20 protein-coding genes are annotated in these 23747 nt (G+C 33.3%); 11 read left to right on the top strand and 9 right to left on the bottom strand.

From position 1 onward, the window contains the following. Positions 1-55 precede the first annotated feature (55 nt). The 3 genes from AC1EU5_RS09305 to AC1EU5_RS09295 all read right to left on the bottom strand — a co-directional run bounded on the left by AC1EU5_RS09305 (position 56) and on the right by AC1EU5_RS09295 (position 4762). Complete coding sequence (locus tag AC1EU5_RS09305; protein WP_480192107.1) at positions 56-3451, bottom strand: hypothetical protein; 3396 nt, start codon at positions 3449-3451, stop codon at positions 56-58. Between the two features lie 71 nt (positions 3452-3522). After that, a complete protein-coding gene (locus tag AC1EU5_RS09300) occupies positions 3523-4011 on the bottom strand; it encodes a methylated-DNA--[protein]-cysteine S-methyltransferase (protein ID WP_480192106.1) in 489 nt (162 codons plus the stop codon). Next, positions 3995-4762: a TatD family hydrolase gene (locus tag AC1EU5_RS09295; protein WP_480192105.1), complete on the bottom strand. Its 768-nt coding sequence runs from the start codon at positions 4760-4762 to the stop codon at positions 3995-3997. The genes AC1EU5_RS09300 and AC1EU5_RS09295 overlap by 17 nt, the downstream gene beginning before the upstream one ends. 76 nt (positions 4763-4838) lie before the next feature. Here AC1EU5_RS09295 and arsC point away from each other — a divergent pair, with 76 nt between their 5' ends. Both arsC and AC1EU5_RS09285 read left to right on the top strand, forming a co-directional pair. Continuing rightward, entirely contained in the window at positions 4839-5177 is a 339-nt protein-coding gene (gene arsC, locus AC1EU5_RS09290) for an arsenate reductase (glutaredoxin) (protein WP_480192104.1), read from the top strand. Positions 5178-5267: 90 nt separating this feature from the next. Continuing rightward, entirely contained in the window at positions 5268-7631 is a 2364-nt protein-coding gene (locus AC1EU5_RS09285; RefSeq protein WP_480192103.1) for a TonB-dependent receptor, read from the top strand. Positions 7632-7680: 49 nt separating this feature from the next. Here the strand turns inward: AC1EU5_RS09285 and AC1EU5_RS09280 are convergent, their stop codons facing one another. After that, complete coding sequence (locus AC1EU5_RS09280; RefSeq protein WP_480192102.1) at positions 7681-7845, bottom strand: hypothetical protein; 165 nt, start codon at positions 7843-7845, stop codon at positions 7681-7683. Between the two features lie 212 nt (positions 7846-8057). Here AC1EU5_RS09280 and AC1EU5_RS09275 point away from each other — a divergent pair, with 212 nt between their 5' ends. The 5 genes from AC1EU5_RS09275 to fumC all read left to right on the top strand — a co-directional run bounded on the left by AC1EU5_RS09275 (position 8058) and on the right by fumC (position 14147). Next, positions 8058-8465 (top strand): hypothetical protein, encoded by a 408-nt coding sequence (locus AC1EU5_RS09275; protein ID WP_480192101.1) that lies wholly within the window; start codon positions 8058-8060, stop codon positions 8463-8465. Positions 8466-8472: 7 nt separating this feature from the next. Then, positions 8473-9372 carry a hypothetical protein gene (locus AC1EU5_RS09270; RefSeq protein WP_480192100.1) on the top strand — a complete coding sequence of 300 codons (900 nt, stop codon included), beginning with the start codon at positions 8473-8475 and terminating at the stop codon, positions 9370-9372. Positions 9373-9522: 150 nt separating this feature from the next. Further along, positions 9523-11985: a TonB-dependent receptor gene (locus AC1EU5_RS09265; RefSeq protein ID WP_480192099.1), complete on the top strand. Its 2463-nt coding sequence runs from the start codon at positions 9523-9525 to the stop codon at positions 11983-11985. Between the two features lie 82 nt (positions 11986-12067). After that, complete coding sequence (locus tag AC1EU5_RS09260; protein ID WP_480192098.1) at positions 12068-12688, top strand: YqaA family protein; 621 nt, start codon at positions 12068-12070, stop codon at positions 12686-12688. 61 nt (positions 12689-12749) lie between these two features. After that, positions 12750-14147 (top strand): class II fumarate hydratase, encoded by a 1398-nt coding sequence (gene fumC, locus AC1EU5_RS09255; RefSeq protein WP_480192097.1) that lies wholly within the window; start codon positions 12750-12752, stop codon positions 14145-14147. Positions 14148-14161: 14 nt separating this feature from the next. Here the strand turns inward: fumC and AC1EU5_RS09250 are convergent, their stop codons facing one another. Beyond that, positions 14162-15349, bottom strand: coding sequence for an acetate/propionate family kinase (locus AC1EU5_RS09250; protein ID WP_480192096.1), 1188 nt, complete (start codon positions 15347-15349; stop codon positions 14162-14164). Between the two features lie 24 nt (positions 15350-15373). Then, entirely contained in the window at positions 15374-17473 is a 2100-nt protein-coding gene (pta, locus tag AC1EU5_RS09245) for a phosphate acetyltransferase (RefSeq protein WP_480192095.1), read from the bottom strand. A gap of 165 nt (positions 17474-17638) precedes the next feature. On the opposite strand from pta, the gene AC1EU5_RS09240 reads away from it, so the two are divergent. Next, on the top strand, positions 17639-18112 hold the full coding sequence (locus AC1EU5_RS09240; RefSeq protein WP_480192094.1) for a nucleoside deaminase: 474 nt from the start codon (positions 17639-17641) through the stop codon (positions 18110-18112). Here AC1EU5_RS09240 and AC1EU5_RS09235 read toward each other — a convergent pair. Continuing rightward, positions 18109-18276, bottom strand: coding sequence for a hypothetical protein (locus AC1EU5_RS09235; RefSeq protein WP_480192093.1), 168 nt, complete (start codon positions 18274-18276; stop codon positions 18109-18111). The two genes, AC1EU5_RS09240 and AC1EU5_RS09235, sit on opposite strands and share 4 nt — an antisense overlap. 101 nt (positions 18277-18377) lie before the next feature. On the opposite strand from AC1EU5_RS09235, the gene hutI reads away from it, so the two are divergent. Beyond that, positions 18378-19616: an imidazolonepropionase gene (gene hutI / locus AC1EU5_RS09230; RefSeq protein WP_480192092.1), complete on the top strand. Its 1239-nt coding sequence runs from the start codon at positions 18378-18380 to the stop codon at positions 19614-19616. Between the two features lie 136 nt (positions 19617-19752). Here the strand turns inward: hutI and bamJ are convergent, their stop codons facing one another. Then, positions 19753-20484, bottom strand: a complete 732-nt coding sequence (gene bamJ, locus AC1EU5_RS09225; RefSeq protein WP_480192091.1) for a BamJ family beta-barrel-assembly machinery protein — start codon at positions 20482-20484, stop codon at positions 19753-19755. A gap of 91 nt (positions 20485-20575) precedes the next feature. On the opposite strand from bamJ, the gene ftcD reads away from it, so the two are divergent. Together ftcD and AC1EU5_RS09215 are read left to right on the top strand one after the other, a co-directional pair. Continuing rightward, complete coding sequence (ftcD, locus tag AC1EU5_RS09220) at positions 20576-22267, top strand: glutamate formimidoyltransferase (RefSeq protein WP_480192090.1); 1692 nt, start codon at positions 20576-20578, stop codon at positions 22265-22267. Between the two features lie 73 nt (positions 22268-22340). Continuing rightward, complete coding sequence (locus AC1EU5_RS09215; protein ID WP_480192089.1) at positions 22341-23291, top strand: bifunctional helix-turn-helix transcriptional regulator/GNAT family N-acetyltransferase; 951 nt, start codon at positions 22341-22343, stop codon at positions 23289-23291. On the opposite strand, the gene aroQ is transcribed toward AC1EU5_RS09215, so the two are convergent. Beyond that, a complete protein-coding gene (aroQ, locus tag AC1EU5_RS09210; RefSeq protein ID WP_480192088.1) occupies positions 23288-23704 on the bottom strand; it encodes a type II 3-dehydroquinate dehydratase in 417 nt (138 codons plus the stop codon). The two genes, AC1EU5_RS09215 and aroQ, sit on opposite strands and share 4 nt — an antisense overlap. Positions 23705-23747: the final 43 nt, after the last annotated feature.

Below are 23747 nucleotides of genomic sequence, written 5' to 3'. Positions count from 1 at the left end.
AGAATATAAGCAAGACTCAAAAATTGCAAAATAGTTGCTTCTAAATCCCTCCTTTTTAAAAACTAGCCCTCAATTGGATGGTTCCAGTATGAATTGCCCTAGATGTTGGTGACTTTCTACCCAAATAATTCACATTAATATCTAAATACGATGTGATCTTTTTCTGAAGATTCAAGGTCCAAGTATAATTTGTCCCAGGCTGAAGACCTTCTAACATTTGAAAAGCCACAGCCGAATTTTGATTTCCGGTAAATTCATTAAAAAAAATAGTAGCATTGGCATTGATGGAGGATTTATCTTTATTGGCAAATAAGAAATTGACACCAATATTATGAGAATCTAAAGTTTCTAATGCCCCAATACTATTTTCTTTATTTTTAAATTCATAAAAGGCCTCTAAGCGCGCATTTTTATTGTAGATGTATGATATTTTAGGAGCAATATTAAAGTTATCTAACTCAAAGTTTCTATTTGAGAATGTCTCTGAAATACTCTCATTAGTACTAATGCTTGTTTTAAAATCAAAGAGCCAAAACTTACCTAACTTGTGTGCAAATTGTAGCTGATGTGATTTTAAGATGTTTTCCTGCGTTCCGGTGGAAAATGCTGTTTTATTTCTGGAGTCTACATAAGTATAAGTAGTAGAGTATTTTTGCTTTCCTCTATTAAAAAACAGACTATTCTTCAAGCTTAAATTCAAAGCCAACAAGTCATCATCTAAATCAAACGGATTTAAATTAAAATCAGTACCAATACGTTCTCTTTTGCCATCTATCAACACAAAAGATTGATTGATAAAATGAGATAAAAACTTTTTAAATCCTTTTTTTGAGCGCCATTGTGATGGATTTAATGTTAAGGACTGGCTAAATCTATTTTGATGTGTTTTGATAAAATTTACACTTGGTAACAATATCCGCACATAGATGGCCTGATCAGGGAATTGAGCAATTTCAAATTCATCTAATTCCTGAATACCGTTTTCATTGTAATCTATCCAGGTATAAAACCCTTGTCCTGGTTCTACTTCTACATAGGCAAATTCCTGCTCAGGTAAGGTTCCTGAATTTGTTTCATAGACTGTACTTAATGATATAGCATTGTTGAATAGTTGTTGTCTATATCGAAGTCTGGCATTTAAAGCTTCTTCATCATCTTTAAAAACCTGATCTACTGTTCTGTAATTAGCATACAAAGATAGATTAGCATTCTTATTTTGAATTAGCTGCGATCTTATAAAATACGTATTAGTACTATTAACACGCTCTAGAATATTTACCTGTACACTATCAGTTAGTCTATGGTTGTAGCCAAACTCTACAAAAACCTTGGTGGTATCTCCAACCCCCGCAAATGCTTCATATTCTATAAACTTATGGCTGATGTTAGAAGTTGTATTGGTTAATAGATCAACCCGCTTATTATTCTCGGTATTGAATCGAGTACCTATCCATTTCTTTTTAAAATTATGCCTAGCAGTTGAATACCAGCGTAAAAATTCAGATTCTGTAATATCCGTTTCATTTTTAAGTAAACTTCCTTGTGCAAAAAAGTTTGTATTTTTCAATTGAAACTGCGAAGCGAAATTATGGCGTGTTCCGTCAAAATTCTCACTATAATTTAGATTTTCAAACCAATACGATGCTTTGTTTATACTATCCTTTTCTAATAGTAAAGAAGCTTTTAGCATGCGCTGATTCCCCATCGGATTTAACAAATCCCAATCACGGTTAAATTCTACATTTCTAAAACGTTCAATAGTCCTGAAATCTTGGTTAATGAATTCCGCACCTGCTTCTCCAAATAATTTCCATTTTTTATCTATAATAGCTTGTTTCCAAGTCACCTTACCTGCAAAACCTTCATTATTTGCATCATCTAAAGAAGAAAATAAGTTTTCATCACTAGCACTATAAGCCAGTTCTGTTGAAAAATTACTTTTTTCATTCAGCTGATACGTAGCATCTAGTATGGCGATCTGTAACCTATTGGGCGCTATCAATTGTACAACAGGCTCATAATCTCCTTGCGGGATACCATTATTGGGTACAACATATTCAAATATTCTACCAGTTGCCACCGTATTTAGAATTCTATAGTTTCCTTGATTTGGTCCTACAAAACTAAACCGCACATTGAACAGTTCATCATTTTCATCATTTGAAAACACAAAAATCTCTTCGACACCAAGAAGTTCTTTCCGATATTGAATTGCGCTTTCTGAGAACGTAGCGGGAACTTCAGAAGGCACCACCATTTGAGACCTATCATCACCAGCCAGTGCTAAAATTTCACGTTGACTATCAGTTAAATCTTGTTGTAACGTTTGATTTTTAGCGTCATTCTCGTTATAGAATTTAAATCCAACTTTTAATTTATCTGATTTGTAGGTAGCTCCATCATAGGTAACAAAGCGCGTATAATTTCTATCAGAAAACTGATATTCTACTATAATTCGCATATTGGCTGTTACCGGAAATGTTGGGTTAAATGTAATCTCAGCTGTATTATAGTCAATAATATAGTCATAGTTTTCCCCGCGTCGCAATGCAATACCATTTACATAGACGGTTTCACTACCAGAAATAATTAGAATAGGATTTTCTATGGTATTTCCAGCAATTCTATACGGGCCTTGATTTGCTTCTTGCCCAGTTAACGTATTTCGAGCAAATTGCCCCCTAACAATAGCTCCAGAAGCAAAGGCTTCTGTTTTTCCTTTTTTATGATTCAATGTAGCGTCAACCGCTACACCTGCTACCTTTTTATTGAATCTTAGAAATGTAGCATCTGTATTTATTAAGTTGACATCTCCCGCTTTTATTCGCCAGGTATCACTAAATAACTCAATAAACACTCTGTCAAACTCATCCAATCGTTGGGTATAGCCTCCGTCCTGCAAAGGAATATTGGTATCTGTGATAGAAGCTCGCAATTGTACTTTGTCAGATAAATAACCCGAAATTTGCAAATCTAAATTAGAGTTTAATACGGCATCTTGATTATTGCCAATGGTAAACCCTCTAGAAATACTACCACTCGTGGTCAATCCATCAAAAGGTTTAAAGAAACTACTCTTTTTTGACTGATTCAAGCTATATAATTTCGAAGTCGTAGTCCGTTTAGGTACAATAATATCTTCGTCAAAAACACGATACTTTCTTGTTAAAAACTCTGGTAAAGCATTGTATTGAATTGTTATTTTAGGAAATTGTTTATGATCAATAATCAATAAGGCTTTAGAAAAATAGATGGAATAGTTAGTTGAATCAATTTGACTATTAATACTATCAAGTACTTTAAAATTATAGGGACTTATACTTACCGAATCAATAAATACTGAATCTTTTTTAACAAGAATGGTCTTTGATCTAAAGTTCTTTGAAGTGGTTTGCGCAAATGAAGAAAATGCCAGTAAAAGCATAAAAATACAGACAATAACGTTCTTCATCAAATACACTATTTGAAAGTAAAAATAACTTAAATTTAGTTTGCGTATTTTTTTATTTCAGATGAGAATAATTAAAAAAGTGATTGTTGTAATGGTGGATTTTCGTGTTCTAATAACCAACGTTTTCTCCACAACCCTCCTGCATAACCGGTTAAAGAACCATCACTACCAATAATACGATGACAAGGTATTACGATCCACAACGGATTTTTAGCATTGGCATGTGCTACAGCTCTAATAGCCTTTACATCACCTAGTTTTTCAGCCTGCTGCATATAAGTGCGCTTTATACCATAGGGAATATGTTGTAGCTCTTCCCACACACCCTTTTGAAATTCAGTACCTTCTGGATTTAATTTCAAACTAAATGATTTCCGATCACCTTTAAAATATTCTTCCAACTGCCTTACACATTCCTGCAATGGTTCAGGGATGACATCTGTAGTTTCCTGCTCTCCATCTAATACCGAAATAGAAGAAATACCGTCCTCATCACCCACAATACGAGCAATACCTATTGGTGTCTTAACATATGCTACTTTGTCAAATTCGAAAAACATCCTTTGAATTTTGTGTAGTAATTTCAGTAATCTGCTGAGGAGTCAATTTATAAATATCTACCAATTTATCCAAAATATTCACAAGATAACTACTCTCATTGCGCTTACCTCGATAAGGAGTTGGTGCTAAATAGGGTGCATCTGTCTCTAAAACTATATTTTGTAAAGGAATTTCATCTAAAAACTTATCAATACCTCCATTTTTAAATGTTACTACGCCTCCTATACCCAGTTTCATATTAAAGGATAACGCCTTATGCGCTTGTTCTAAAGTTCCGGTAAAACAATGAAAAATTCCATGTAGTTTTTCATCATTCTCACTTTCTAACACCTCAAAAATTTCATCAAAAGATTCTCTACAATGAATAACTATAGGTAATTCCTTTTCTTTGGCCCATTGAATTTGTGTTTTAAAAGCATCTTGCTGCTGTTTTAAAAAAGATGTATCCCAATAAAGGTCTATCCCTATCTCACCAACAGCATAAAAATGACGTTTATCTAACCATTCTTTTACCAAAAAAAGTTCTTCCTGATAATTCTCTTTGACTGATGTTGGGTGTAGCCCCATCATTAAATAAACCTGTTTAGGGTAATTTTTTTCCAAACTCAGCATAGCATTTGTATAGGACGAGTCTATGGCCGGAATAAAAAATCGCGAGATACCGGCATCAATTGCACGTTGCATCATAGCTGGCCTGTCTTCGTCAAATTGTTCAGAATATAAATGTGTATGAGTATCTGTCAATATCATAGAGCAGCCAAAGATAACTAACTACAAACGTTTTAAAAAGGCTTCATTATATTTGCTCTTAATATTCATATACTTCATGAAAATTTACCACAATAATAGATGTCGTAAAAGTCGAGAAGGACTCGCGATTCTAGAAAATTCTAAACAAGCTTTTGAGGTCGTTAACTATCTTGAAAATCCCCCATCAAAAGGAGAACTGAAAAATATCTTAAAAATGTTGGGATTGACTCCTCTTGAGCTCGTTCGTAAAAACGAACAAATCTGGAAGGAAAATTATAAAGGCAAGGACTTAAAAGATGATGAAATTATTGAAGCAATGCTACAACATCCAAAACTTATTGAAAGACCTATAGTAGTAAAAGATAATCGGGCTGTACTAGGTCGTCCACCTGAAAATATTCAAAGTTTACTCTAAAATTCATGGTTTTTAGGGAGTAAAATACCCAAAAACCACTATTTTTTGACAAGCTAAAAAGGACTACTTTAGCCAAATTATTTTTTTGGCTTGAAAAAGAGCATCCTACATATAGCCCTTTTTTTTTCTTCGTTAATCACCATTTACGGGCAGGATGCTCTCGTAAAAGTATCAGGAAATGTACTTGACAAGCAAACTAAGCAACCTCTTGAATATGCTACTATTTCATTGAAGCAACAAAGTGATTCATTAGTTCAGGGAACAAGTGCCAACAACAAGGGAGAATTTTCTATCAATATAAAAAAGGGTGTTTATACCATAACTATTGAATTCCTCTCTTATACATCATATAGTACAACAAAAGAGATTAATGAAGATCTTAATTTGGGCATCATTCTTTTAACGGAAGAGAGCAGTCAATTAGAAGAAGTGAATGTTGATGCACAGACAAATCTGGTTGAATTTAAGATCAATAAACGAGTCTATAATGCTTCTAAAGATATTATGAACATAGGAGGCAATGCTTTAGATGTATTAGATAACGCACCTTCAGTACGAGTGGATGGTGAAGGGAATGTAAGTATTAGAGGTGGTAGTCCTACAATTTTGATTGATGGAAAACCTCAAATTAATATTGATAACAACACAGATTTTTTAAAATCAATACCTTCAAGTAGTATTGACAAAGTTGAAATCATTACAAAATCTGCTAAATATAGTGCAGAAGGCACAGGAGCAATTCTAAATATTATAACCAAAAAGAAAAAAGGTTCTGGTTTAAATGGCTCTTTTGAAGTACATACCGGTATTCCTGACAATCATGGTTTTTCAACCTTTTTAAATGAAAATACTGGTTATATTAATTTATATAGCTCCATTAGTTTTAATCATGAAGATAGGGAACGTGATATTGATATCCGTCAACCATTGTTGAGCTTATTTCAAGATACAAATCAAGATAGACAACGCAATAGTACTTTGTTTAATATTGGTAGTGATTTTTACCTTGATTCATTAAATACACTGAGTGCTTCATTTTTAGTAAACACCAATCATAAAAATAATGATTATGCCATCTTATCGAATGATTTTAATCGTTTTTCTGATGAAGACGAGGATCAGTCCAAGTTAGAATTTCAATTGGGGTATGAGATAAAATTGAATGATAATGGGCATACTTTAAAAACTAATTTCAGCTATGACAATACCAACTCTGATGAACTAGTTGATATTTTGGAAAATTCCATACTTATTGATGACATTGTACAAAAATCCGCTAAAGATCAACAGCTTGACAATTTTCTAGCTCAATTAGATTATACATTACCTATTGGGGAAAGCAACACTATAGAACTAGGGTACAAAGGTACTTTTAGACGTTATGAAAATGACTTTGAAGTGGCTCAGTTTAATCCAATTATTAGTGATCTTGAAACAATACCTGGGCTAGATGATACATTTAAATATAATGAAGATGTACATGGTTTTTATGCTCAATATAATTCTACCCTGGGTAAATTCTCTTACTCTTTGGGTTTAAGAACAGAAATTACAGGTATTGGTATCAAGAATAGTAGCAGTAATAAAGATAAAGATTATACTGACCTCTTCCCTTCTGCAAGTATAGGCTTAGAATTAGGTGAAAACTCCTATTTATCAGCTAGCTACAGTCGTTCAATTGATAGGCCATCTGTACCGCAGTTAAATCCATTTATATCGTATACATATCAACGTTTTCAATCAATAGGTAATCAAGATCTTAATCCTTATTATACAGATTACGGAGAACTAATATTTGATACTAGTTTTGGGAAATTTATGTTTACTTCTTCCTTATTTCTAAATTATCAAAAAGATCAGTTTTTATCTATTATTAATAACTCTGGTGAAGTGACAACTAATGGCGATGAAATATTCAATAGAACGTTTATCAATAGTGGAAATAACAATATTATAGGTTTAGATGTTGATCTTACATATACACCTTTTAAAGGTTTGAGAATAAATGGCTATATAAGTCCATACCAACAAGAATTAAAAAATACAATTGGAGGCCAGTACGATTTTAAGAATACCGTTTGGTATGCCGAAGGAAATATTGATCTATCTTTTGCTAAAGGATTCAAAGTTCGTCTGTCTCATAAATATCAGTCTCCTATTGAAACTGGATTAACCAAATTGGAGACTATTCATTTTTCAAATGCAACTGTCAGTAAAAATTTGTTTGATAATAAGGCCACTATTAGTTTTAAAATAATTGACATGTTTAACTCAAAGCGATTTAACTATAGGTCATTAGAATCAGGTACAACGACACAATACAATGTGTTTTATGAAAATCAATACAGCCTGTCTTTTTCATACAGATTTAAACAAAAAAGAAGAAGTAAGAAAGATAGAAGTAGTGAGCTTAGCAAAGACAAGCTAGAAGACAGACAAGATAAAAAGATGTAATAAAAAAGGACGGTTATTAACCGTCCTTTTATTTTTTATGTAGTCCTTACTATTCTTTATTCTTTTTTGCCGCCCTTTTCAATTTCCATTCTTCAAATGCAGCACCAAATATCCAATATGGAATCACAAAGGTTAATAAAAATATCATCATCCAAAAACCCATTGTAAAAACTGTTAAAAACAGTATAAATCCTAAAAAATGTTGAATTTCCATATCAAAAATACTTGCTTTACTATGTAGCAAAAATAGTATTTATTTTTCTATTGAAAAATTTGGCACTCACATTTTTAAAAATATTTTCATTTACTTTGATGAACAATTAAACCTTTTCTTTTTTATACAGTCTTAATACAAGCAAATTGTGTAAAAAAATAGAAACTATGAAAAGTAAAACTATCGTTATATATGTCTTAGTATTCTTGTCAATGATGATAGCAGGTAATCATTTAGAGGCTCAGAATAAAGGTGATAAGCTAAACTATCTTACAGAAAGACAGAAGCAATTGTTAGATGAACAACAAGACTTATTAGATAATATCAGTGCTACCTTAAAAGAGAATTTAACTAAAGAGCAACTTGCTCAACTAAAAGATAAAAATCTAACGAAAGAAGAAAGAACAAAATTACTTCGAAAATCTCTTAACCAACAACAACGAGATATCATTAATCAAAATAGAAGTCTATTAAAAACAAAACGAATAGCCTTTCGCAACTCGTTAACTAAAAGACAAAAATTACGATTAAGAAGATTCTTACGCACTAAGAGCGTAAAAGATAGAAGGAGAATTGTTAGAAGATTAAGAAGATTAATTCGAGACAATCTAGATCGATAAAAGTACTATGAAAAAAATACTCATATTCTTTCTCCCCTTTTCCCTGCTATGCTATTTATCATTTTCACAAGAGAATGATAAACTAGATGAAGAGATTGATGAAATTATTGAAAATGTAATATTGCTTGAGAATAATGAATTGATAGATCTTATAAATGAACTCAATAAATACCAAATATTAATCGCTTCTGTAGATTTTAATGATAGAACATATTTTTTAGGTCGTGACTTGGGTATTGATCAATTCAGTTTTACACCACAACTGCTTTATAAAAATTCTAATGGCATCTTTGCTGGTGTTTCTGGTTATTTTTATAATGAGTTTGATCCAAAATGGGATTTAACAGTTCTGACCGGAGGCTATGGAAAAAGTTTTGGGAAAGAAGATAATTTTACTGTAGAATTGGGCTACAGCCGTTACATTTTTTCAGACTCTAATTCAAATGATTTTGAAAATAGTATAGATCTTGGGTTAGATTTAACTAATAACAAAGCTAATATTGGTTTGAGTGTAAATTCTGCGTATCTCTTTGGTGACCGATCGGGATTTCAATCACTGGCATCAATCTATGGAAACATCAAACTCGTAGACCTTAAAACTAACAAAGGAGGTAGAATATCTATACAACCTGACCTTTCGTTTGTATTTGCCAGTGAAAATATTGATACTTCAAGAATAGATAATTTGGGTATCAATCTTCCATTTATAAATCGTATTGTAGACTCTTTTGAAGAATTTAATCTAAGAAATACACAGCTACAATTACCATTGGTTTTAGAAAATAATGATTTTCAAATAGAAGTTGGTTATAATTTTAACTTCCCTAATGCTTTAGATTTTGAAAATAATATTGAAAATACTTCATTTTTCAACCTCTCATTGAGTTATATGATCACTTTAAGGTAAAATTCCTTTTAACTCATATTTAACTTAATACCCTAAAAGGTTACTTATTTTTACCTTGTCTTAATTTAAAATTAATTGTTAAGACAAGTTTTCTATTGAAAAAGCATCTAAACATAAAGTATTCATTACTATATAGAAATCTAGCTTTATATGAATAAGATGTTATTAGTGATAATTACTTTGTTTAGTATAACAAGTAACCACGCACAACGACCCCAAACAGGTAGGACTCCTCAACAAAAAATTGAAATAACAGGAACGGTAGTTGATAAAAACACCAAACAACCTCTTGAGTACGCTACTATAGTCTTAACTTCTCTTAGAACTAAGAAAGTAACTGGAGGGCTAACAGATAAAAATGGAAATTTCACTATTGAAACCAATAAAGGGGTGTATGATATTTCAGTAGAATTTCTGTCTTTTAAGAATTATAGACTTACCAGTCAGCGTTTATTAGCAAATAAAAACTTAGGCACAATTAGTTTAGAAGCTGATAGTGAAGCATTAGACGAAGTAGAGGTAATTGCTGAAAAATCTACTGTTGAAATACGGCTAGATAAACGCATTTATAATGTTGGAAAAGACATGACTGTTAAAGGAGGTACAGCATCTGATGTTCTTGATAACGTTCCTTCAGTAAACGTTGATGCTGAGGGCGCTGTAAGTCTTCGTGGAAATGAAAATGTTAGAATCCTTATTGATGGAAAACCTTCTGCTTTAGTTGGTTTAAGTGGCACTGACGCACTGCGTAATTTACCAGCAGATGCAATTGAAAAAGTAGAAGTTATAACTTCACCATCTGCACGCTATGATGCAGAAGGTACAGCTGGCATCTTGAATATCATTCTACGCAAAGGAAAAATTACAGGTTTTAATGGTTCACTAAATGTAACAATAGGAAACCCAGACTTACTTAGAGTGGCTCCTAGTTTAAACTATCGTACTAAAAAAATTAATCTATTTTCTAACTTAGGGTATTCATATAGAAATGGCCCAGGAAACTCTCAAAGTTTATTCACAAGCTTAGAAAATGGAGTTATAACTGGTTTTAGAGACGAAGACCGAAAATTTGATAGAGAGAACAAAAATTTTAATGGCTCTATTGGTCTAGAGTATTATCTTAATAAGCAAAGTTCTATTACCGGAACTTTTTTTTATAGAGACTCTGACGGTGATGATATCGCGACAAATTTCACTCAATTTTTTGATACTGACAACAGCATAGATCTTACCCAAAATAGAATTGAAAATGAACTGGAAAAAGAAAAAAATTATCAGTACTCATTAAATTACACAAATAACTTTGATGGCAAAGGGCAAAAACTCACGGTTGACCTACAATATGAAGATAGCAAAGAAACTGAAGACACTAATATTATAGATGATACTGTTTTAGCTGAATTAAACAGCCAAGTAACCACTTCAATAGAAAAGTTGTTTCAAATAGACTATGTGTTGCCTATTGGTGAAAATAGCCAATTCGAAGCTGGACATAAATCAGATTTACAAGATTTAAACTCAGATTTTAGCGTAAATATTCTTGATCCAACCAATACTTTTGATCCGTCAAATGCAATAGATTTTAAGCAGAATATTTATGCCTTTTACGCTCAGTTTGGTAGTAAAATCAATAAATTATCTTATCTGTTAGGCCTCAGAACAGAGATAACAGATATAGATTTAACGGTTTTGACCACTGATCAATTTTCTGATAAGAACTTTACCCAATGGTTTCCAACTATAAACTTAGGATATGAGTTAAATGATAATGATAATTTCACTTTGGGTTACAGTAGACGATTACGCAGACCTCGTCATTGGTTCTTAAATCCATTTGAAAGTAGAAGTTCTGCCACTAATATTTTTAGAGGTATCCCTGATCTAAATCCAACCTATACAAGTTCTTTTGATTTAGGTTATACAACCAAGATCAATAAATTTAATCTGGGTGCCTCTGTTTATTATCAGTTTTCTGAAGATTTAATTCAGGTAGTTTCTATTACAGAGAATAGAAATGGTACAAATGTCTTTGTTCGTCAACCATTAAACCTTAATAATGAAAATCGTTATGGTTTTGAATTTACGGCTAACTATAATCCTCTAAAAACAATACAGTTTTCGGGAAGTTTCAATTTTTTTAGATTTAAAACTGATGCTTTTTCATTTGACTACTTACCTCCAGATGGAAGTACTCAGACTATTAGTTTAGAAGAAGTAAATGAAAGTACTTGGTTTGCTCGTTTTAATTCACGTGTTACCCTTCCATGGAAAATACAATGGCAAACACGTTTAATGTATAGAGGGCCTAGAGTTTCGGCTCAGTCTGATCGTAAAGAAATGTTCATAACTAACTTAGCCTTTAGTAAGGATTTATTTAAAGATAAGGCAACATTAGTATTTAATATAAGTGACTTATTCAATTCTCGTAAACGCGAAAGTACAACATATAACCCCAGTCGATCAGCACCAACAAATATAGCTGAGCAATCTTTCCAATGGAGGGAACGTCAAATATCATTAAGTTTTGTATATAGGTTTAATCAAAAGAAAAAACGTCAACGGCAAGGAGGAGAAAATAACCGTGATGAAGGTGGTGAAGAATTTGGTAGTTAACATTAAAAATAAGTTAATTTATTTTTCGTTACTCTAATACTATGCAAGAATTCTTATTTTTGCAGTTTCATTTAAATTTCTAATGAAAAGAGAAGTAAGAGTACAAAAAAAATCAAGATTAAAATTACTACACCAGTATTATAGCTATACTGGTTTTTATAGTTTTATTGGTAAAAGCCTAAAAAAGGCTGTACTTCCAGTTGTTGGTATCATTACAGTTTTGATCCTATTTAACAACTACGTTTATGACATCAACAATGGATTGCAAAAGATTACTGAGATTTATCCTACAAATGGTATTTTGAGTATTTTCTTTGTCTCAGAATCTTTTCTTGGTTTAATACCTCCAGAAATTTTTATTGCCTGGTCTAAAAAAACTTCCAATCCCGTTTTTTATCTATCTATATTGGCCTTATTATCATATACAGGCGGTATTATTTCTTTTTTTATTGGTAAGGCTGTTTTGCGAATTCGCTCTGTTAAGAATTACTTAGAAACTAAAATGGCTAAACACCTAAAAAACACCAAAAAGTGGGGTGGTTTTTTAATATTAACAGGTGCTCTTTTACCTATTCCTTTTTCAATTACCTGTATTGCCGCCGGCATGATAAAATATCCGTTAAGAGGTGTTATGACCTTTGGTTTATTTCGATTCTTACGATTTGCAATTTATGCCCTTGCAATTTTTCAATTCGTACAGTAAAGCTGGCATGTTTCAATAGCTATTTTGTAACTTTGTGTTCCTTAAAAACAAAGCACAAATCATGGAATACAGAATAGAAAAAGACACAATGGGCGAAGTCAAAGTGCCTGCTGATAAATACTGGGGAGCCCAAACTGAAAGATCTCGTAATAATTTTAAAATTGGCGCTGCTGCTTCTATGCCTTTAGAGGTTGTATACGGATTTGCTTATTTAAAAAAAGCTGCAGCTTATACCAATTGCAAACTAGGTGTTTTAGCGGAAGAAAAACGTGATTTAATTGCTAAGGTATGTGATGAAATACTTGCCGGAAAACATGATGACCAATTTCCGTTGGTAATTTGGCAAACAGGTTCAGGTACGCAAAGTAACATGAATGTAAATGAGGTTATAGCCAATAGAGCTCATGAAATTGCAGGAAAGAAAATTGGAGAAGGTGAAAAAACCATTCAACCAAATGATGATGTAAACAAGTCACAATCTTCTAACGACACTTTTCCTACCGGAATGCATATTGCTTGTTATAAGATGCTAGTTGAAACTACAATACCAGGAGTAGAAAAGTTAAGAGATACTTTAAAAAAGAAGTCTGAAGAGTTCAAGAATGTTGTAAAAATTGGACGTACGCATTTAATGGATGCAACACCGCTAACGGTAGGTCAAGAATTTTCAGGTTATGTTTCGCAATTAGATCATGGATTGAAAGCTTTGAAAAACACTTTAGCACATTTATCAGAATTAGCTTTGGGGGGTACTGCTGTTGGTACAGGGTTAAACACGCCTCAAGATTATGATATAACTGTTGCCAACTATATAGCCGAATTTACCGGATTACCTTTTATTACAGCTGAGAATAAATTTGAAGCTTTGGCAGCTCATGATGCCATTGTAGAATCTCATGGAGCTTTAAAGCAGCTAGCAGTTTCGTTAAATAAAATTGCAAATGATATTCGTATGATGGCTTCTGGCCCACGTTCAGGAATTGGAGAATTAATTATTCCTGCCAATGAACCAGGTTCTTCTATTATGCCTGGCAAGGTGAATCCTACTCAAGCGGAAGCATTGACTATGGTATGTGCGCAAGTAATGGGTAATGATGTAGCTATTACCATAGGAGGCACACAAGGGCATTATGAACTCAATGTATTTAAGCCTATGATGGCGGCTAATTTATTGCAATCAGCAAGATTGCTAGGTGACGCTTGTGTTTCTTTTAATGACAATTGCGCCGAAGGTATTGAACCAAATCATGCTACCATTAAAGAATTATTAAACAACTCTTTAATGTTGGTTACGGCTCTAAACACCAAAATAGGATATTACAAGGCTGCTGAAATTGCGAATACGGCTCATGCCAATGGAACTACTTTAAAAGAAGAGGCAATTAGGTTAGGTTATGTTACTGAAGAGCAATATGATGCATGGGTAAAGCCCGAAGATATGACGGGCTCGCTAAAATAATCTTTGATACTTACTTAATTCTTTATTAAACTATAGGATTGTTTGGCAATCTCCAATTCTTCATTAGTAGGAATCACTAAGAGTTTTACTTTAGAAGCATCAGCCTGTATTTCAGTTAACCGATCAATTTTAGTATTATTCTTTTCTTCATTTAAGTGAATACCAAGAAAATCAATATCAGCGCATATAAGCTTTCTCATATTTGATGAGTTCTCCCCTATTCCAGCCGTAAATACAATGGCATCTAAACCATTCATAGCTGTTGTGTAAGCACCAATATACTTTTTAATTCTATAGACATTCATATCTATAGCAAGTTTACACACTTTATTTCCTTCATTTGCCTTTGCCTCTATATCACGTAGATCATTATAGCCAGTTAAACCTAGCATACCACTTTCTTTTTGAAGCAAAGTATTTACTTCCTCTAACGTGTAATCTAAATTATTGACCATATGAAAAATGATGGCATGATCTATATCTCCACTTCTGGTACCCATAATCAATCCGGTAGCGGGTCCAAAACCTAAAGAATGATCAATACTTTTTCCATTTTTAATGGCTGTTATGCTACAACCATTTCCCAAATGAATTGTAATAACCTTAGAGTTGTTGATATTTAGGTGCTCAATAGCTTTTTCTGAAACATACTTATGGCTAGTACCATGAAATCCGTATAATCTTATCTTGTGATCATTCAATAAAGAATTTGGTATGGCATATTTATATGCTTTTGCCGGAATAGTTTGATGAAAGGCGGTATCAAAAACAGCTACTTGCTTGGCCTTAGAAAAGATTTTTTCAGCTACAACAATGCCCTCATAATTGGCTGGATTATGCAAAGGTGCTAATGAAAATAATTTTTTGATCTGTTGTGTGACTTCTTGATCAATAACTGTTGTTTCAGAAAAAATACTTCCACCATGTACTACCCTATGCCCTACTATCTGAATCTCTTTTGTACTTTGTATCACTCCAATCTTTGCATCTAGTATAGAATCAACCATTTTTTGCAACCCAACATTATGATCTGGAATAGGCAATACTTCTTCATGAGTGTTTGAGGCAGATTTATAAACAAATTTTGCATTTTGACCGCCAATACGCTCTACCAAACCTTTACAAAGAACTTCTTGCTCAGGCATTTGAAACAATTGAAATTTAATAGAAGAGCTACCCGAGTTTAAAACTAGAATTTTCAATTTTATTTAGAATAAAAATTAGTATTAAGTGGTCATTTCCTGAGCCTGAATCGCCGTGAGGATTACTGTATTAAAAATATCATCGGTTGTACATCCACGACTTAAATCATTTACAGGCTTGTTTAATCCTTGTAGCATAGGGCCTATGGCCAAAGCTCCTGTTTCTCTTTGAACTGCTTTATATGTATTATTTCCCGTATTTAAATCAGGGAAAATCAAAACATTCGCTTGACCAGCAACTTCAGAGTTGGGTAATTTACTTTTACCAACTGACATATCTACTGCCGCATCATATTGTATAGGTCCTTCTACTTTTAGATCAGGTCTCTTCTCTTTCACAATTTGAGTTGCTTTTTTTACAATCTCTACATCTGCTCCTTTACCCGATGTACCTGAAGAGTAAGAAAGCATTGCTATTCTGGGTTCTATTCCAAAATTTGCGCTAGATTCAGCTGAAGATATAGCTATTTCTGCTAACTGCTCGGCTGTTGGGTTTGGATTAATTGCGCAATCGCCAAACACCGAAACCCTATCTTCTAAACACATAAAAAAGATTGAAGAAACTACTGATACTCCTGGCTTTGTTTTTATGAATTGTAATGCAGGCTTGATTGTATGCTGTGTAGTATGCACAGCTCCAGAAACCATACCATCGGCTATTCCCTTGTGAATCATCATCGTTCCAAAGTAAGAAACATCTGCTATTAAATCTTTAGCCATAGCAGTAGTTAGACCTTTATGTTTCCGCAACTCATAAAGTGTTTCGAAAAAGTCTTCATAATAATCAGATTCAATGGGGTTAATAATGGTTATTTTATTTACATCCAAATTTAGTCCTAAACTCGCAATAGTGCTTATAATCTCATCTCTATTCCCCAGTAAGGTAATATCAACAATTTCGATGTCAATCAACCTACTAACAGCGGCCAAAATACGTGTATCATTACCTTCTGGAAGTACTATATGCTTTCGCTCTTTTCTTGCTCTCTTTAATAAATTGTATTGAAACATTTTAGGAGTAATATGATTACTCTCAAAGGTTACAAGTTTTTCATTAAGCTTATTTATTTCAATATAATTATCAAAAACCTGCAGTGATTTTTCAATCTTTTGCTTATTATCAGCATACATGTGCGAACGAACGGCGGCTATTTTAGATGTAATATCAAAAGTAGCGTCATCAACCAACATGATTGGAATCACTTGAGACAGACCTTCTATTAGTTTAAGAATAGGAGCCTCAGGAAGAATACCTCCGGTAAGTACAATACCAGAAATTGAAGGGTAATTGGAAGAAATATTAGCTTGAAGCGCCGCCAAAATAATATCAGATCGATCACCGGGTGTAATAATCAAGCAATTTTCGTCTAAATAAGTCAAGTGATTATGCATCTGCATGGCACCTACTTTAAAGCTTGCCGTTTGGTTGTTTATATGCTCCTTACCAAATAAAATTTTAGCTTGAATTTTTTTTGCTATTTCTTTGATAGTAGGATTATTTAGAGAGGACATGAATGGCAATACATTTACCAATACATCTTTGGGTAGGCTATCTTCCAAACCTGTCTTTACCAGATTAATACTTTTCTCTTGTACCTTGTTGGCAATGATAGCCAAGACTTCAACCTCTTTTTCTTTAAAAGTGTCATAAGCCAGATACAAACCACCAATAAATTTATCTAAAGTTTTGTCAACTCCACTAGAAACTATGATTGTAGGTATGCCTAAATTTTTAGCAATCAATATATTAACATCTAATTCAATGGCTGTGCCTTCACCAGAAAAATCAGTTCCTTCAACAAGCACGAAATCATTTTCTTCTTCTAAAGACTTATACTTCTCAATAATCTTATCAAAAATCTCACTTTCCTTTCCTTTATTCCTTTTCTTAATAAATTCACTTCTAGTAAAAGCATAGGCATCATTATGTGCAATATTCAAATCAAAGTGTGATATCACTGTATGAATATGATTGTCTTTTTCTCCTTCTTTTAAGTCATCAATAATTGGTCTAAAGTAGCCTACTCTTGCAGTTTTACCCAATAATGTAGCCATAAGACCCAAAGTAACTATTGACTTACCGCTATTGGCTTCACTCGTTGCAATATATATTGCTTTGTTCATCATCATAATTTTATGCAAAATTACTCTATTTGTAATCAAAAAAATAGTAAAACAAATAAGCAATAATTATATTTATAATGCCGATGATATTTATCAATAGTTCGTTTAAATTTCCTTACATTTAATTCAGTTTATCCTTAATTCAAAGAACACAAATACTATATAATGAAAACACATCAGGAATATATGAGTGAAGCAGTAAAAGCCGCTTTAAAAGGTATGCATTCGGACGAAGGGGGGCCATTTGGTTGCATTGTGGTAAAAGAAGGGGAAATTGTTGGGCGTGGTAATAACAAAGTAACTTCAACCAATGACCCAACTGCGCATGCCGAAGTAACCGCTATTAGAGATGCCTGTAAAAATCTTAGTACGTTTCAATTAGATGGTTGTATTGTATACACATCTTGCGAACCTTGCCCTATGTGTTTAGGAGCCATTTACTGGGCCCGCCCAGATAAAGTATACTATGGAAGCAGCCAAGAAGATGCAGCGGCTATAGGATTTGATGATGCATTTATTTATAAGGAAATTCCTCTGCCTTATGAAAAGAGAAGTATTCCTTTTGAGCAATGCGCGCGTGAAACTGCTTTACAAGCATTTAAACAATGGCAGGAAAAAGAAGATAAAATAGAATATTAATATTCTAAATTTCCTTGCGCTCTAACTGATTCTAAATACTCTAAATAGTTTTTGTACTCTTTTAATTTAGAAATAGTGTACTTATCTTTTTTGTAAGGACTAAATCGTTTTTTTCTTTTCTTTTTCTTAGGCTGAGATTCTGTTGAGTCAAAGTCTCTTTTCATGTTTAGCTGGTTTGATTAACAGTATAATAACGTGTTAAAAATGTGATTTAGTATGATTCATATACCAAATGCAATTCGTTACCTTTACCACAAATTGATCAATGAAAACATTAATTACCAATATAAAAGAGTTACTTCAGGTTCGTGAGCCTCATATTTTAAAGGTTTCCGGAAAGGAAATGAATCAACTTCCAACTATAAAAAATGCCTTTTTAGAAATAGAAGATGATTTGATTGTTGACTTTGGCAGGATGGAAGATCTTAATACTAAAACTGGAGATTCAGTTATTGACGTTTCAGGAAAAATAGTGCTTCCTAGTTGGTGTGATAGTCATACGCATCTGGTATATGCTGGTAATAGAGAGGGTGAGTTTGTTGACAGGATTAATGGACTGTCTTATGAAGAGATTGCTGAAAAGGGAGGCGGTATTTTAAATTCGGCAAAAATACTGCAACGGACTAGTGAAGATGATTTGTATATGCAATCAGCCAAGCGTTTAAAAGAAGTTATGGCATTGGGCACAGGTGCCATTGAGATCAAATCAGGTTATGGGCTTACAATTGATTCCGAATTAAAAATGTTACGTGTAATTAAGCGTCTGGCAGAAAATTTTCCTATTGAGATAAAAGCTACCTTCTTGGGTGCGCATGCCTTTCCTGCTGAATATAAAAATAATCAGGATCTATATATTGATTTACTCATTGAAGAAATGCTGCCTAAAGTGGCAGAAGAAAACTTAGCTGAATTTATAGATGTTTTTTGTGAGAAAGGATATTTTTCGAATCAACAGACAGATAGAATTCTAGAAGCTGGTGTAAAACACGGATTGACACCTAAAATCCATGTAAATCAATTTAGTATTAGCGGTGGTATTCAAATAGCTGTTAAACACAATGCATTGTCTGTTGATCATTTAGAAGTTTTAGACACCAATGATATATTTTCTTTACAAAAAGGCAAAACAATACCTGTTGCACTTCCTTCCTGTTCTTACTTTTTAGGAATTCCTTATACACCTGCAAGAAAAATTATAGAAGCCGGCCTTCCTCTTGCTTTAGCTACCGATTATAACCCAGGTTCCACGCCAAGTGGGAACATGAATTTTGTGGTAAGTACTGCCTGTATCAAAATGAATATGACACCAAATGAAGCTATCAATGCTGCCACTATTAATGGTGCCTATGCCATGAACTTATCAAAAACACATGGCAGCATTACAAAAGGAAAAAAGGCGAATCTTATTATCACTAAAGAAATTCCTTCTTACAATTTCTTACCTTATGCTTTTGGTTCTAATCATATTGATGCCGTTTACCTTAATGGAAAGATTCTAAACTAAAGAACCAGATAGTTTTTGTAATAACTACCTGGTTCTTCTGGAGGAGAAAGCATCCTCTTTAAGATTTTTTTTGTGGAAAAAATGCCCTCTACTATTAAAACGAGTAGAAAACTTTATTTTCTATAGAAAAATGATCTTACTTTTTTTCAATATCTAATAACTCTACTTCAAACACCAAAGCATCAAAAGGTCTTATCTTACCTCCTTGCCTTGGAAAAGCTCCATATGCTAATTCTTGAGGGATAAAGAATTTGTACTTTGAACCAACAGGCATCAACTGTAAACCTTCTGTCCAACCTTTAATCACTCTATTGGCTAAAAATTCCTGTGGAGTACCTCTATCAACTGAACTGTCAAAAACGGTACCATCGGTTAACATACCATGGTAATGCACCTTTACTTTATCAGTTGCAACAGGCTTAGCGCCATTACCTTCTTTTAGTACTATGTACTGCAGGCCGCTATCTGTAGTTTGAACGCCATCTTTTGTTTTATTTTCAGCCAAAAATGCTTCTCCGGCTTTCTTCACTTCGCTAAATTCTTCTTCGGCTTTCTTTAAAGCCTCAGCTTGTTGCGCTTCACGTTGCTTAGCTTGCTTCTCCATCATATAACTTCTGATAACATTCATCACCTCTGCATCCTCTATCATTAAGTTGCTAGAATCTAAACCGTTTCTAAAACCCTGAACGTATAAATCTTTATCTATTTCATTAAAGTTAGCTTTAAATTGCTTTGCAGTACTTAAACCCATGGCATAGCTTACAGAATCTAATTCTGTTGTTAACTCTTTTTTCGCAACTCCTTGTCCATTACATGAACTCAATACTGCAATTACTAAAACTGCAGCTAAAACTTGTAATCCTTTCATTTAATTTGTTTTTAATAAGCGCCAAAAATAGAAAAATAAAAGTGATTGATTTCATAAAACAATTTTAAATTTGAACAACAATTTTTTGACTATGCAAAAACAACTGATAGAGTGCGTCCCAAATATTAGTGAAGGGCGTGATACTGATAAAATACAGGAAATAGCTTCAATGGTTGAAACTGTTGAAGGTGTAAAATTATTAGATGTAGATCCCGGTAAAGCAACAAATAGAACAGTGATTACTTTCGTTGGAGAACCTGAACCTGTTATAGAAGCAGCATTTCGGTTGATCGAAAGAGCTGCAGAGCTTATTGATATGAGCAAACATTCGGGTGAGCACCCACGTTTTGGTGCTACTGATGTGTGTCCATTAGTTCCAATTTCAGGCATTACTTTAGAGGAGACAGCAAAATATGCTCATAAATTAGGGGAACGCATAGGAAGTGAATTAGGCATTCCAGGTTATTTTTATGAAAATGCCGCTAAAGAAGAAAAGCGAAAAAATTTAGCCAATTGTAGATCAGGAGAATATGAAGGTTTACCTAAGAAATTGTCAAGCTCCGAATGGAAGCCAGATTTCGGCCCTGTAGAGTTTAATGAATCTGTTGCTAAAACTGGAGCAATTGCAATTTCAGCACGTGATTTTTTAATAGCCTATAACATCAACTTAAATACTACTTCAACGCGTCGTGCTAATGCTATTGCATTTGATATTCGTGAAGCAGGGCGCATCAAACGTGAAGGGAATCCAATTACCGGGAAAAAATTAATGGATGAGCATGGAGAGCCCGTTCGTATACCAGGTAAGTTAAAAGCAGTAAAAGGTATTGGATGGTATATTGAAGAGTATGGCATTGCTCAAATTTCATATAACTTGACTAATATTTCAGTTACCCCCATGCATGTGGCATTTGATGAAAGTTGTAAAGCAGCCGAGGAGCGTGGTCTGCGTGTAACTGGTTCTGAATTAGTAGGGTTGGTCCCGTTAAAAGCAATGTTAGACGCTGCTGATTTCTTCTTAAACAAACAAGGACGTTCTTTAGGTATAGCGGAAAGTGAGAAAATAAAAATTGCTATAAAATCATTAGGGCTAGATGATCTAAAACCTTTTAATCCAAGTGAAAAGATCATAGAGTATATGTTAGAATCTGATTCTAAAAGGCTTGTTGATTTTAAACTTGATGATTTTGCAGATGAAACGGCTAGTGAATCTATGGCACCTGGTGGTGGATCAATCTCGGCTTATGTTGGTGCATTAGGTGTTTCATTGGGTACTATGGTTGCCAATCTTTCAGCTCATAAACCAGGATGGGATGATAAATGGAAATTTTACTCTGAATGGGCCAAAAAAGGACAGGTATATAAAAACAAGCTACTCTTTTTAGTAGATGAAGATACTAATGCATTCAATCAAATCATTCAAGGATTTAGAATGCCAAAAAGTACGGATTCAGAAAAGAAAATAAGATTAGAAGTTATAGAAAGTGCTACAAAATATGCAACTGAAGTTCCATTTCAAGTGATGCAAACAGCACATGATTCTATGGAAGTTATGGAAACCATGGCAAAAGAAGGCTTGCAAAATTCACTTTCAGATGCAGGTGTTGGTGCTTTATGCGCCAGATCAGCTGTTATTGGCGCATATTTTAATGTACGTATTAATGCAAAAGATATTAAAGATAGAGCATTTGCAGAAGATGTACTTCAAAAGGCTAAAGCAGTTTATGAATCTGCACTTTCTAGAGAAAAAGAAATCATTGATTTTATAGATAGCAAAATGTAATTATCACTACTCTCTTTGATAATATTCAAACATTTTGTATATTTACATAAGTACTTATATAAATATTTATGTTATGAATGTACAAGACCAATTAGTTGCATATAAAGAATTAGCAATGGGCTCACGCTTGAAGCGATTAAGCGATCTATTAATGAAAGAAACATCCATTGCATATAACAAGTTAAACATAGATTTTGACCCTTACCATATGCCAATTTTTAAATTGGTAAGTGAATATGAAAACTTAACTATAGGCGAAATAAGCACTATTCTTAATGTTACTCAACCAGCTGTTACACAGTATGTTAATTCGTTAATAAAAAAAGAGTTAATAATATCAAGTATAGGAAAAATAGACAAACGAAAGCGAAAAATAGCCTTATCAACTAAAGGGCGTGAAATGTTAAAACGATTGCTTCCTTTTTGGGAAGTTGTAAACAAGGAGGTGCTAAAAATGACCCGTAACCCTAACAATAAAACCTTGCTGGATCACATAACACATGTAGAAATGGAACTCAAAAAAAAATCTCTAAGCAAGAGAATTCTTGAAAATTTTCAGGAAAATGCCATGGTAGAAATCGTATCTTTTAAGGAAAAATATGCTGAAGCCTTTCATGACTTAAACATTGAGTGGTTAGAAAAGTATTTTTATGTGGAGGCACATGATAGAGAAGTATTAGAAAATGCTAAAACTTATATTATTAATAATGGAGGTTATATCTTTTTCGCACTATATAATGGTGAGGTAGCAGGAACCGTTGCCTTAATAAATGAACCGGAAGGTTATGAACTTAGTAAAATGGCTGTTTCACCCAGATTTCAAGGAAAAAAAATTGGACAGCTACTTATGCAATACTGTATAGATTTTGCCAAAGAAAAAAAGTGGGACAAGCTTCTTCTCTACTCTAGTACGGTTTTAGAAAATGCCATTTATATTTACAGAAAGTACGGTTTTAAGGAAGTATCAATGGAAGAAGACAAACCCTACGAAAGAGGCGATATAAAGATGATTTTAGAGCTTTAGCCGATAAAATAGCCAATAGCCAATTCATAGCCTTTTAACCCAGCACCTACAATAATGCCAGCAGCATGAGGAGATACATATGAATGATGTCTAAACTCTTCACGAGCATATACATTTGAAATATGCACTTCTATAACTGGAGTTTCAATGGCCTTAACCGCATCACCTATACCAACGGATGTATGTGTATATGCGGCCGCATTCAGAATAATGCCATCATACCCAAACCCTACTTCATGTAACTTATCAATGATTTCACCTTCTATATTTGATTGGTAGTATGTCAATTCAATATTAGGAAACGCTCCTTGAAGTTGTTTAAAATAATCTACAAAAGTGATATTTCCATATATTTCAGGCTCGCGCTTACCTAATAAGTTTAAGTTTGGTCCATTGATGATGAGTAACTTCATAAAATAAAAAGCAGAAGCATCTATGCTTCTGCCTCCAAATGTA

The organism is Maritimimonas sp. 2405UD52-3 (assembly GCF_056591715.1).
Note: the sequence above shows the minus strand (reverse complement) of the source record. Positions and strands in the feature narration are given on the sequence as shown.